We start from the raw sequence: 12,272 nt of genomic DNA, 5'->3' as shown, positions 1-12,272 counted from the left end.
ACACCACTTAAAAATCATGAATAATATTGGCAACAGTCAAGGAACACGTTGCCCTAGACGCAAGATACCAAACTCAAAGTAACTAATCAGAGGAACTAAACTGGGGCGGGAGGATTCGAACCCCCGAATGGCGGGACCAAAACCCGCTGCCTTACCACTTGGCGACACCCCAATGGATCGCTTGGTTATCATAGCAAGTCTAATCTACTAGATTCAATAGATTTAAAAATTTTGATCAAAGTTTTAAGCCCTGTTCTACAGTGATCTTACGCTCTACCCCTGCTCTACACTTAGATTCCATGACTCCAAAGCTTTCATGATATCCAAAACCGACTGGTACTATCCCTATCCACCTCTGCAACGGGGCTACCTCAAACAGCGTTATAAGCGATTCTTTGCCGACATTGAACTCGAAAGCGGCGAAATGATCACGGCCCATTGCCCCAATACCGGCCCCATGACCGGAATTTCTACCCTTGGCCAACCGGTGATGGTGTCCCACAGCACCAATCCCAAACGTAAGCTGGCCTACACCTGGGAAATGATTAATGTCAGCGACGGAGAAGCTCCGATCTGGGTGGGGGTGAATACGGGGCAACCCAATCGAGTCATTGGCGCAGCCCTGAAGGATGGAATTTTGCCAGAGTTGGCGGGGTATGTCGATATTCGCTGCGAAGTTCTCTACGGACAAGAACGGAGTCGTGTTGATTTTCTGCTCCACGATCACAATGGCCAAAAACGCCCTGTCTACGTGGAAGTTAAAAGCACTACCTGGGCCCAGGGGGATTTGGCACTCTTTCCAGATACCGTGACCACACGGGGACAAAAACATCTGCGAGAACTGCAAGCATTGGTATCCGAGGCACGGGTGTGTATGCTCTACTTTATTAATCGGGGCGACTGCGATCGCTTTAGTCCAGGGGACAGTGCGGATCCCACCTACGGCCAACTGTTGCGCCAAGCCATTCAGGCAGGATTAGAGGTCTTGCCCTATCGGTTTGAGGTGACACCCCAGGGGATTTACTATCGCGGTCAAGGAACCCTCGTCATTTAATTTTGGTGATTTCAGCTATAGTTTGATTGCATTTTTAGGGGGATCCATTCCCATGGCGACGAATCTTCTATTTGCCCTATCCCTATTTCCCTATCTAGGGTTTCTCTACTTTCTCAGCCGTACCCCCCAGATGCCACGGCTAGCTCTGGTCGGGTTTTATACAACCCTACTCTTTGTGGGCATTACCATTCCTGTCGGCATCTATGCAGAGGGGGTGTACCACACATCCTTAGCCAATGTGGATACTCTCCACGGTGGGGCTGAAGCCTTTTTAACCCTAGCCAATGTATTGGTTGCCCTAGGATTTCGCCAAGCCCTCAATCGTCTACCCTCCAAACCTGAAGAACCTAATGAGTCTCTATAGTTGATGGCCAATCGATTAAGATTAAGCAACAAAAATCTAAGCTGCTAACGAATTAGCCAAGTCTAGGCTACACTGTGGATGATTAATATCAAACGTAATCATTCGTTGCGTGTGTTGGAACTTAAGAGGCGTGTTGGAGTTTAAGAGGCATTAATTATATGGCTAAGCATAGTTTTGTCTCTTCGGTGCTTGTGGGTTGTCTTATTTTAGGAACAGCAGCCTGTGGGCGATCGCCCCAGCAGGAGGGCCCCCCCGCCGCCGGAGTAAAAGTTGCCGCAGTTCAATCGGATATGCTGGCCCAAACCTCGACGTTTAATGCCTCGCTCCAATCCCGGCGATCTATTCAAGTGCTCCCCCAAGTCTCAGGACGTATTGTACAAATCTTTGTTGACAGTGGTCAGACCGTTGCCGAAGGTCAGCCCCTGCTCTTAATAGATCCATCCCAGCAACAGGCCGTCGTTGCCGGTAGCTTTGCTGGAATTCAATCTGCCCAAGCCAATGTTCAAAATGCCCAAGCAGAACTGCGCGCCCTAGAGGCACAACGGCGGGCCGACCTAGCCACCCTAGAGTTCAATCGGGTTCAGGCAGAACGGTATACGGTTCTCTTTGAAGAAGGGGCCGTTTCCAAGGAGCAAGCCCAATCCTTTATTCTCAACTTCCGCACTGCCCAAGCCAATCTCCAGGCCACGGAGGCCGATATTCGCGCCCAGCAGGCCACCATTATTCAACTGGAAAAAGTCTTTCAAGAGGCCCAAGCCAACACTGAAGCCCAGGCGGTGCTTCTGAACTGGTATCAGGTAACGGCTCCTTTCACAGGCATAGTCGGTAACATTCCACCTAGGGTCGGAGACTTTGTGACAACCCAGACCAGTCTGATGACCCTGACGGAAAATCAACCCCTGGAGGTGTACATTCAAATTCCCATTGAGCAGGGATCTAATATTCGCCCAGGAACAGAGGTTGAGCTATTGGCCGCCGATGGCAGCGTTGCCGGCCGTAGCCAAGTATTCTTTATCGCCCCCATTACCACCAATAACACCCAAACGGTTTTAATTAAGGCACTCTACGATAACAGCAATAATAGCCTCCGAGCCGATCAGCAAATTCAGGCACGGGTAATCTGGGATCAACGCCCCGGACTCCTCGTACCCACGACGGCCGTGACCAATCTGGCGGGGCAAAACTTTGTCTTTGTCGCCGAAAGTGACTCCGACGGTAAAACGGTGGCTCGACAAAAAGCCATTCAAATCGGGCCCATTCAAGGGAATAGCTATCAAGTCACGGGAGGACTCAACCCCGGTGAAAAAATTGTGGTTTCCGGTATTCAACGCCTCCGTGACGGTTCTCCCATTAACCCTGAATCCTAGTGGCGCATAATGATTAGCGAATTTTTTATTAAACGTCCCGTTTTTGCGACGGTTTGCTCCTTGGTGATCATCCTAGTGGGGTTGATCAGCTTACCTAACTTGGCTGTGGAATATTATCCCAACGTGACTCCCCCCACGATTCAGGTGAATGCCAATTATGCTGGGGCAGATGCAGTTACCGTGGAAACCAATGTCACCACGATTCTGGAAACCCAGATCAATGGTGTGCAAGGGATGAATTACATTGACTCCACCAGTGACAGTTTTGGCAATAGCGGTATTGTGATTACCTTTGAAGAGGGCTATGACCAGGATATTGCCGCCGTTGATGTGAATAACCTGATCTCCTCTGTCACCTCCCAGTTACCCTCGGAAGTTATTAGCACTGGGGTAACGGTCAGCAAAGCCACCACCCAAATTGTGGCAGCCTTGGCCGTCTATGCCGACGAGGGATCAAATTATGACTCCCTTTTCTTAAGCAATTATGCCCAACTGTTTATTGTGCAGCCTCTCCAGCGGTTAGAGGGTATTGGGCAGGTCACCATTTTTGGTCAACGAACCTATGCGATGCGGATCTGGTTAGATCCCAATAAACTGGCAAGTCGGGGCTTGGCCGCGGATGATGTGGTGCGGGCCCTAGCTGATCAAAATATTCAAGTGGGGGCAGGGATTATTGGCTCTCCCCCCGCCCCCCAGGGTCAGCAGTTTCAATTTTCCATTCAAGCGGAAAGTCGTTTAGCCAGCGAACAAGAATTTGGTGATATTGTCATCCAGCGCGGTGAAGATGGATCCTTAATCCGGGTGCGGGATGTGGGACGAACGGAGTTGGGTGCCCAGAGCTACACCACTAATTTTGAGTTCAATGGTCAGCCCGCTATCGGCATTGGCATTTATCAGTTGGCGGGAGCCAATGCCCTCGATATTTTCGACTTAGTCACCCAAGAGATGGCGGAATTAGCGAAATCCTTTCCGGCGGGGGTCAAGTGGCAGGTGGGCTTTAGCACCACTGATGCGGTGCAGGAGTCCATCAAGGAAGTGGTCATTACCCTGATTATTGCCATTATTTTGGTGATCGCAGTCATTTTCCTATTTCTGCAAGACTGGCGAACCACGATCATTCCCTCGATTACGATCCCGGTATCGTTGATTGGTACCTTTGGCTTCATGGATGTCTTTGACTTTTCCATCAATAGCTTGACCATGTTTGGTTTGGTATTGGCAACAGGATTGGTGGTGGATGATGCCATTGTGGTGGTGGAAAATGTCACCCGCCTAATTGAGGAAGAAAATCTAACGCCCATGGAGGCGGCTACCCGATCAATGCAGGAGGTCTCGGGTGCCTTGATTGCCACATCTTTGGTGATGATGGCGGTGTTTATTCCTGTAACGTTTATGCCGGGCGTGACCGGGCGACTCTATCAGCAGTTTGCCTTGACCATTGTTTTCTCTATTGCCCTATCTACGTTTAATGCCTTGACCCTAACGCCGCCCCTCTGTGCCCTATTACTGCGCCAAGGCAACCAGGAGGGGAATGATTTCTTTTTATTCCGCTGGATCAATCAATTCTTGGATGGGATGCGGCGGGGGTATGAAAGTAACCTAAATGTGATCGTTCGGTTTAAGCCCCTGGTTATGGGCATCTTTGCCCTACTCCTTGTCTTTACCTACTGGCTCTTTGGGGCCGTACCTGGGGGGTTTGTGCCGGAGGAAGATCAGGGCTACTTTGTTACCATTATTCAGTCGCCCCAGGGGGTATCTCTGGAATATACCAGTGATATTGTCTTTGATACCGCCGATACGATCGCCAAAAATCCGACGGTGATTGATACCTTTGCGATCGCCGGCTTTAGTTTCTTTGGTAGTGGTTCAGACAAGGGGATCATTTTCACCAGCCTCAAACCTTGGTCAGAGCGGCCAACCCTGGATCAAATTTTGCCGGAAGTACAAAAGGCGATCGCAGGAGAAACTGGTGCCATAGTTTTTGCCTCCAATGTGCCCACCATCAACCTAGGGGGAAGTGGCCTAGGTGGCTTTGATATGCAGGTGATGGATCAACAGAACCTAGGGCTAAATACCTTAGAGGAGTCGGTCACGGAGTTAATTGAAAAAGCCAATGAAAACCCTGGCTTGAGTCGGGTGAGTACGCCCTTTAGCAATAATGCGCCCCAGCTTTTAGTGAACATCGATCGCACCCGTGCCTTAGCCTTGAACACCAGTATCCAAGATGTTTTCAATGCCATGCAGATCTACTTGGGGTCGGTATTTGTTAACCAATTTACCCTCTTTGATCGCAGTTGGCGGGTCTTAATTCAGGCGGATCAGCAGTTTCGCTCTAATCCCGATGACATTAATAAGATTTACGTGCGATCCCTTGATGGTAATCTCATCCCCTTGAGCAACCTCGTCACCGTTCAGCAGATTACCGGGCCGCCCATTGTTTACCACCACAACCTCTTCCGTTCCGCTGAAGTTACAGGTCAAAACGTGGGCAACCTCAGTGAAAATCAGGCAATGGCCGTCATGGCCAAACTTGCCCAAGAGGTCTTACCCCAAGGCATGGGTTTTGCCTGGACCGGTGGATCCCTAGAAGCGACAAAATCAGGGGGACAAGCTCCCTTAATCTTTGGCTTGGGCTTGGTTTTCGTGTTCCTAGTGCTATCAGCCCAGTATGAAAGCTATGTGGATCCGGTCATTATCATTATGTCTGTCCCCTTGGCGATTATGGGTGCGTTAGCAGCTCAGTGGCTGCGGCAACTGGATAATGACGTGTTCTGCCAAATTGCCATGGTGATGCTGATTGGTTTAGCCAGTAAAAACGCTATCCTGATCGTAGAATTTGCCAATCAAATTAAAGAATCCAAGGGTGTATCCTCGGTTAAAGCGGTGATTAATGCCTCAGAGGAACGACTCCGCCCCATCCTCATGACCGCAATCTCGTTTATTTTAGGGGTTTTTCCCTTGGTGATTGCCACGGGGTCTGGGGCTAAATCCCGTCACTCCTTGGGAACCGCCATTACCGGTGGCATGATTGCGGCAACGTTTTTGAGTTTCTTTTTAGTCCCTGTCATCTACATCTTAGTGAAGGATGGCGAGGACTACTTCAGGGAACGCTTTGGCAAGAAACCGCCAGAATCGGAGCCAGATCCCCAATCCCCCTAAACCAGTCCCCCTAGAATAGTCTTTATGAATTACGTGATTATCTATGATGGTCTCTGTAATCTCTGCGTCACCTTTGTCCGTCTATTGCAACAGGTGGATCAGAGTAATCAGTTTGCCTATGTACCAATGCAGGCGGAGGCGGAGTTAGAACGCTGGCAAATAACCCCAGAGAATTGTCAGGGGGGAATGATCATCCTAGAGGGTGAGAATCCGGAAAATCGCTGGCAGGGAAGTGATGCTGCCGAAAAAATTATCTCTTTATTACCGGCTGGGGATGGCCTCATGCAGGTGTATCGTGCCGTACCGTGGCTCAAACCTAGCGGAGACTATCTCTATGGTCTGATCCGCGATCATCGCTATGAATGGTTTGGACAACGCCAGGACTGCTATGGTGGCTGCGATCGCCCTAGGGAATAGGCACAGTATTTTAATAATTTAATCACTAGACCACACCGTCCTTAACATACAATCGGTATAGTGTAGTAGCATATTTTTGATTTCCTAAGGATAGGAATATCCATAGAAAATATCAAGAACTCGGATGTCGTGGCTGGAGTAGTACTGATGACGATGGGCATTGAGGACATTGTTGAGCAGGCTTTACGGAATGGGTATTTGACCCCAACCCAAGAAGCGGAAGTCGGCCGTATTTGTGATAAGGCCACCGAACTATCGGTCAATGAATACATGGCCCTAGATCGTTTGATGGGAGCCTTACTCACAGGACAAGTGGTGGCTGTTCCCCGCAAGCAGTTCATTAATGTCATGGAAGAATTAGTGCTCACCGAGGCCATTACCCGCATTGCCGTCATTGAAGCCGAGCAGGACTGCGCCCTCGATCTAGGGGATATTGCCGCCTATGCATTGAACCGGCTCCCCCCCCTCTATGCCACCACCGAAGAAGGGGCCCAATATCAGCGTCGTCGGGCCGAAGAAGAATTAATGGATTTGATTACAACCCAGGTTCGGGAAGCGATCGAGAACAGTATGGCTCGTCCCGAATTTCACCCAGAGCGGGCGGCAATCGGACAAAAATCGGGCAAGGAAGTCTTTTCGCAAGTCAGTTCTCTGCTGCAAACCTACGCTACGGATTACGAAGAACCCCGCCGCAATTAATCTCCCCTTGCCATTTCTTTCACTTCTAGTTTCACTCCTCCTGGCATCACGATGACTTCTGATCCCCTATGGCTTTATGACACCACGCTGCGGGATGGGGCCCAGCGGGAAGGTATTTCCCTATCCCTAGACGATAAACTCCGCATTGCTCGCCAATTGGATCACCTGGGCATTCCCTTTATTGAAGGGGGCTGGCCCGGTGCGAATCCCAAGGATGTTCAGTTTTTTTGGCATCTAAGGGAAAATCCCCTAACCCAGGCCGAAGTGGTCGCTTTTTGTGCCACTCGTCGCCCCCATCGCCGGGCCGCAGAGGAGAAAATGCTAGAGCCAATTTTGGCGGCCGGGACTCGTTGGGTGACTATTTTTGGTAAATCCTGGGATTTGCACGTAACCGAGGGGCTAAAGACCACCCTGGATGAAAATCTAGCCATGATTGCGGATACGATTGAGTTTCTGAGTAGCCAAGGACGACGGGTGATCTACGATGCCGAGCATTGGTTTGATGGCTATGGGGATAACCCAGCCTATGCCCTGGAAACCCTGAAAACGGCCCGGGAGGCGGGGGCGGAATGGTTAGTTCTCTGTGATACCAATGGCGGTACCTTGCCCGATCGGGTCGGGGCGATCGCCCAAGAGGTAAAGGATGCCCTAGGGGAAGGCAACTGTTTAGGTATCCACACCCATAATGATTCGGGAACAGCGGTGGCCAATGCCCTTGCGGCGGTTCAAGCGGGGGCACGGATGGTTCAGGGTACCATTAATGGCTATGGGGAACGCTGTGGCAACGCCAATCTTTGTACGCTCATCCCCAATCTTCAGGTCAAACTGGGCTATAACTGCATTTCTGAGACCCAACTGGGCAGTCTCAGTGAAACCAGTCGCCTAATTAGTGAAATGGTCAATTTGGCCCCCGATGATCACGCCCCCTTTGTCGGTCTATCTGCCTTTGCCCATAAGGGTGGCATCCATGTGAGTGCCGTCCAGCGCAACCCCCGCACCTACGAGCATATTGATCCCGCCGTGGTGGGGAACCGTCGCCGCATTGTCATTTCTGAACAGGCTGGGATCAGTAATGTTTTGGAAAAAGCTCGCCGCTTTGGCTTAGATCTGGATCGCCAGCATCCCCTCAGCCGCGAAATTCTTGCCCGCCTAAAAACCCTTGAACACGAAGGGTATCAATTTGAGGCAGCGGAAGCCAGTTTTGAACTCCTGATTCGAGAAGCCCTGGAACAACGGCGATCGCGCTTTGAACTCAAGGGGTTTGATGTGTTTTGTCGCACCGATTCCGCCGCCTGGGATGAAACGATGTCCAGCCAATCCTTGGCCACCGTGAAGCTCACCGTCGATGGTCAGGAGATGCTCACCGCCGCCGAGGGTAATGGCCCCGTCTCCGCCCTCGATGCCGCCCTACGCAAAGCCCTGATCCCCTTTTATCCGGTGATTGCCCAGTTTCATCTTACGGACTACAAAGTTCGTATCCTGGATGGCAGAGCCGGTACCTCCGCCAAAACCCGTGTGCTTGTGGAATCTAGCAACGGTCGCGATCGCTGGACTACGGTGGGGGTCTCCGTGAATATTATTGAGGCCTCCTATCAAGCCGTTGTTGAGGCCCTGGAATACGGCCTACTCCTAGAGGATCAATATCAACCCCTAGGGGAACCCAGCCGCTGCTGACAGATGATGTATTGCAACAAAATATTAAGCATTGTCAAGACAGATGTAAAGTATTGTTAAATTGGATTGATCAAATAAGGGGTTCTTATGAAAACTTAAGAAGTGATCCCCGATTGGGATCCCTTTGAAAGTTTTTATAGAAATTTTATAAGGTGTTGCCCCATGAGCCACTTCCCCCTGTGTCCCCGCTACCGTCTTGATGCTGACGACCAATGGCTAGAAGGTGTTGATCCCAGTCGTCATTACTGGTTGTGGGTGAATGGGGATCGACAGTTGTCGGTCTTTATTCCTGGAGTGTTGGTAACAAGCCGTTCAGAACTCAAGGAAATCATTCAGGACTTTCGCGCCCTTGAGCCAGGGCAGTCGATGCAGGTTGGTCGGATTGTGAATCCCCTAGAGATCCATTGCATTGCCGACAATTGTTTTGCCATTGCCGATGAAATTGATGGCGCACCGGTTTGGCATCTCTTTGATCGGGAGACCCTGGATAGTTTGATTATGACGGCCCATCCCGATTGGCATTGTCGCCCCGAAGATGTGGAACTGGGTCGGCGGCATTTGTGGCGATCGCTGACTTTACCCGTTGCAGCTTAAGGGAAAAGGATATAAAGCCAGTGGTTTCTCAAGGTGGGGTGGTCTGCGCTGCATCGCCTCAGTGTCTTGTTCTATATCGCCAGGTATACTGAGGTGCAGGACATGACCGGAGACATAAGTGCCGGAAATTAGCCGGTTTTTTGGCATCATCATCGCCATGTACTATAAGGAACATGCTCCACCCCACTTCCATGCGAAGTACGGCGGCAGGGAAGCTTCTATCCGAATTGACACTGGCGAGGTTATGGATGGTGATCTTGGGGCGCGGGCAGCACGCCTCGTTGAAGAATGGCGGCAGATTCATACGTCCGATCTCATGACCGACTGGGAGCTTGCGCAGTTGCGTCATCCATTGAACAAAATCGAGCCGTTGGAGTAGGTCATGATCCCAAAAGTCTTAGAAGCAAAACCACTGAAAGGATACCGCCTCTGGCTCAGGTTCAATGATGGCTTGACCGGCATCGTTGATCTAGAAGGTGAGCTATGGGGGCCTGTTTTCGAGCCACTGAAGGATAGTGCCGCCTTTTCTCAAGCTTATGTCGATCCTGAGTTGGAAACAGTTGCTTGGCCGAATGGGGCTGATTTTGCGCCCGAGTTTCTATACCAGGCCGTCGCCCCACAAGTCGCTACTAGTTAGGATTAATCAAAAGCAATTCTGCGTTATGGATTTCTTGAATGTCCCTCCCCGATAGTCTAGATACTGCCGTTCGTCAGGCCCAAGAAGCCACCGAAGCAGCCCTCAAGGATGGCCATAACCGTCTCCAAATTGAGATTATCCTGGGGGATCTCAATGTCATGGATATGGCTCGGCAATACCTTGATCTTTTTGCTCCTCAGGGGGAACATCTCAAGGTTTTTTTCGCCGATGCTGGGGCCGCGGCCTTGGCCCGACGGGATTGGGGCGAAACGGCCTTCTCTATTCGCGGTGTCAGTGAATTACTCGAACCCGTGCAAGACTCCGATCAGGCGGTGGTCATCATTGCACCGACCCCAGTGGAAGTCACCGATATTGAAAAAATGTGTCTAACGGCGGGCGATCGCCCCTTTGTACTCCTCAATCCCAAACTCCAAGACGTGGCGATCGTGGGCATTGGTTACGCCGGGCGACAACTGCGGGAACGCTTTTTGAATACCCTTGAACCCTGCTATTATCTCCGTCCCTTAGCCGAAGACACGGTGCTTTTTCGGGCCTATCCGGCCCCCTGGCAAATCTGGCACAGCGACCCAACGGAACAATTTCAATGCTTGTCGGAGTTTGACCATCGCCCCAGTGGGGAAGAAATTGAGCGGTGTCTGATGGGGCAAACCCCTGGGCAATCCTCAGAAGCAGGAACAAGGAGTTTTTGGAACCGTCTGAATCGCTTTTTACGGGCCCTGCAACAGTGAGTTAGGGAGTTGATTTAAGGGAGAATGATATGCAGGAAAATTTTTGATCCTGTCAAAGCCCCTGCCAAAGCCTGAGGGGGTTTGGTATACTAGCCCTTGAGAAACTGGAAGCTTGATCTATGAATAGCTGCGTCCTCATGGCCGAGGTTATCGAACAGCCCGAATTACGTTATACCCAAGACGGACAAACCCCAGTGACAACCATGCTGGTTCAGTTTGCCAGTCTCCGTAGTGATGATCCTGTCAATACCTTACGGGTGATTGGTTGGGGGGGGATGGCCCAAAAAATACAAGATGAATGTAAAACCGGCGATCGCCTGATCATTGAAGGTCGCCTCAGTATGAACACCATTGATCGGCCCGAGGGCTTTAAGGAAAAACGGGCAGAACTCAATGCCAGCCGCATCTATGCGGTTCAAGGTGATATTGTCGATCACCCCACTCAATCTGCATCTGCGACCACACCAACGGCTTCCCCACGCCCCGTTGCCACCCCCATCCCTGCCCCTGCACCGGCCACCCCCACCGCTGCTCCCTTAACTCCGCCGCTCCCCGCCGATGATCCAGGACTAGATGAAGTTCCCTTTTAAGTTCACCCATTGACAGTCGGGAGTTAAGCCCATGGTTCGTCGTCGATCTACCCCTTGGATCCATCGCTGGTCTCGTGTCCTAATTGCCGCGATCGCTGGACTTGGTATGGTTGTGACCGGTTATCTCACCGTGGCCAGCTTCACGAATACGGATGTGGCCTGCCCATCGGAAGGTTGCGATATTGTCTTGGCCAGTCCTTGGGCCTCCATTTTTGGCTTACCCCTCTCCCTGTTTGGTCTTGGGTCCTACCTAGGCATTTTGGGGCTGGCCCTGATTCCCCTGGCAGTGCAGAAGCCTGAGCAAAAAGAACTACGGCTGAAGTTAGACGAAACTACCTGGTTCCTCCTGTTTCTGGGGGGCGTGGGCATGAGCGTCTTCAGTGGCTATCTCATGTATATTTTGGCCACGGCCATTAAAGCTCCCTGTCCCTACTGCTTTATGTCCGCTGCCTTTAGTTTGGCATTGCTGGGCTTAACCATTTTCGGTAAGGATTGGGGCGATCGCGGTCAACTCTTTTTTACGGGCATCATTATGGCCGTTGTCACCCTCGTCCTTACCTTTGGCATTTACAACAGCAAAATGGCCAGTGATAGTGATGATGGCCCTGGCCCACCCGTAACCACCACCTCGGGCCCTGCGGAAATTGCCCTCGCCCGCCATCTGACCGACACCGGCGCAGTGATGTATGGGGCCTATTGGTGTTCCCATTGCCATGATCAAAAACAACTCTTTGGTAAGGAAGCTGCGAAACAAATTCCCTACATTGAATGTGATGCCAACGGCAAGGATCCCCAAGTCGAACTTTGCCAAGCCAAGGCCATTCGTGGCTATCCCACCTGGGAAATTAATGAGCAGATGTATTCCGGCTCCCGTCCCTTAACGGAACTCGGTCAATTGACGAACTATACGGGTTCCTATAGCTTTCAAAATATTCCCTAGGGTAAATATTCTCTAGAGTAAAATATTT

Annotated in this window: 13 protein-coding genes and 1 tRNA gene; 13 read left to right on the top strand and 1 reads right to left on the bottom strand. The window is 51.0% G+C overall.

Going from position 1 to position 12,272, the window contains the following annotated elements; all coding sequences use genetic code 11:
- Positions 1-100: 100 nt before the first annotated feature.
- Positions 101-172, bottom strand: a tRNA-Gln gene (locus tag L3556_RS10350).
- Positions 173-316: 144 nt separating this feature from the next.
- Here L3556_RS10350 and sfsA point away from each other — a divergent pair.
- The 13 genes from sfsA to L3556_RS10285 all read left to right on the top strand — a co-directional run bounded on the left by sfsA (position 317) and on the right by L3556_RS10285 (position 12,244).
- On the top strand, positions 317-1,054 hold the full coding sequence (sfsA, locus tag L3556_RS10345; protein WP_277867194.1) for a DNA/RNA nuclease SfsA: 738 nt from the start codon (positions 317-319) through the stop codon (positions 1,052-1,054).
- 52 nt (positions 1,055-1,106) lie between these two features.
- Positions 1,107-1,418 (top strand): DUF3593 domain-containing protein, encoded by a 312-nt coding sequence (locus L3556_RS10340; RefSeq protein ID WP_277867193.1) that lies wholly within the window; start codon positions 1,107-1,109, stop codon positions 1,416-1,418.
- 158 nt (positions 1,419-1,576) lie between these two features.
- Entirely contained in the window at positions 1,577-2,785 is a 1,209-nt protein-coding gene (locus L3556_RS10335) for an efflux RND transporter periplasmic adaptor subunit (protein WP_277867192.1), read from the top strand.
- Positions 2,786-2,794: 9 nt separating this feature from the next.
- Positions 2,795-5,944 (top strand): efflux RND transporter permease subunit, encoded by a 3,150-nt coding sequence (locus tag L3556_RS10330; protein ID WP_277867191.1) that lies wholly within the window; start codon positions 2,795-2,797, stop codon positions 5,942-5,944.
- Between the two features lie 24 nt (positions 5,945-5,968).
- On the top strand, positions 5,969-6,361 hold the full coding sequence (locus L3556_RS10325) for a thiol-disulfide oxidoreductase DCC family protein (RefSeq protein WP_277867190.1): 393 nt from the start codon (positions 5,969-5,971) through the stop codon (positions 6,359-6,361).
- 147 nt (positions 6,362-6,508) lie between these two features.
- Positions 6,509-7,060 carry a late competence development ComFB family protein gene (locus tag L3556_RS10320; protein WP_338405722.1) on the top strand — a complete coding sequence of 184 codons (552 nt, stop codon included), beginning with the start codon at positions 6,509-6,511 and terminating at the stop codon, positions 7,058-7,060.
- 51 nt (positions 7,061-7,111) lie between these two features.
- Positions 7,112-8,734 (top strand): citramalate synthase, encoded by a 1,623-nt coding sequence (cimA, locus tag L3556_RS10315; RefSeq protein ID WP_277867189.1) that lies wholly within the window; start codon positions 7,112-7,114, stop codon positions 8,732-8,734.
- A 162-nt stretch (positions 8,735-8,896) separates the two neighbouring features.
- A complete protein-coding gene (locus L3556_RS10310) occupies positions 8,897-9,328 on the top strand; it encodes a hypothetical protein (protein WP_277867188.1) in 432 nt (143 codons plus the stop codon).
- 118 nt (positions 9,329-9,446) lie between these two features.
- Positions 9,447-9,707 carry a DUF4160 domain-containing protein gene (locus L3556_RS10305; protein WP_277867187.1) on the top strand — a complete coding sequence of 87 codons (261 nt, stop codon included), beginning with the start codon at positions 9,447-9,449 and terminating at the stop codon, positions 9,705-9,707.
- Between the two features lie 3 nt (positions 9,708-9,710).
- Entirely contained in the window at positions 9,711-9,965 is a 255-nt protein-coding gene (locus L3556_RS10300) for a DUF2442 domain-containing protein (protein ID WP_277867186.1), read from the top strand.
- Positions 9,966-10,003: 38 nt separating this feature from the next.
- Positions 10,004-10,714 carry a DUF1995 family protein gene (locus L3556_RS10295; RefSeq protein WP_277867185.1) on the top strand — a complete coding sequence of 237 codons (711 nt, stop codon included), beginning with the start codon at positions 10,004-10,006 and terminating at the stop codon, positions 10,712-10,714.
- Positions 10,715-10,833: 119 nt separating this feature from the next.
- On the top strand, positions 10,834-11,304 hold the full coding sequence (locus L3556_RS10290; RefSeq protein ID WP_277867184.1) for a single-stranded DNA-binding protein: 471 nt from the start codon (positions 10,834-10,836) through the stop codon (positions 11,302-11,304).
- A 31-nt stretch (positions 11,305-11,335) separates the two neighbouring features.
- Entirely contained in the window at positions 11,336-12,244 is a 909-nt protein-coding gene (locus L3556_RS10285; RefSeq protein ID WP_277867183.1) for a vitamin K epoxide reductase family protein, read from the top strand.
- The last annotated feature ends 28 nt before the right edge of the window (positions 12,245-12,272 follow it).

Source organism: Candidatus Synechococcus calcipolaris G9 (assembly GCF_029582805.1).
Classification (GTDB): Bacteria; Cyanobacteriota; Cyanobacteriia; order Thermosynechococcales; family Thermosynechococcaceae; genus Synechococcus_F; species Synechococcus_F calcipolaris.
Note: the sequence above shows the minus strand (reverse complement) of the source record. Positions and strands in the feature narration are given on the sequence as shown.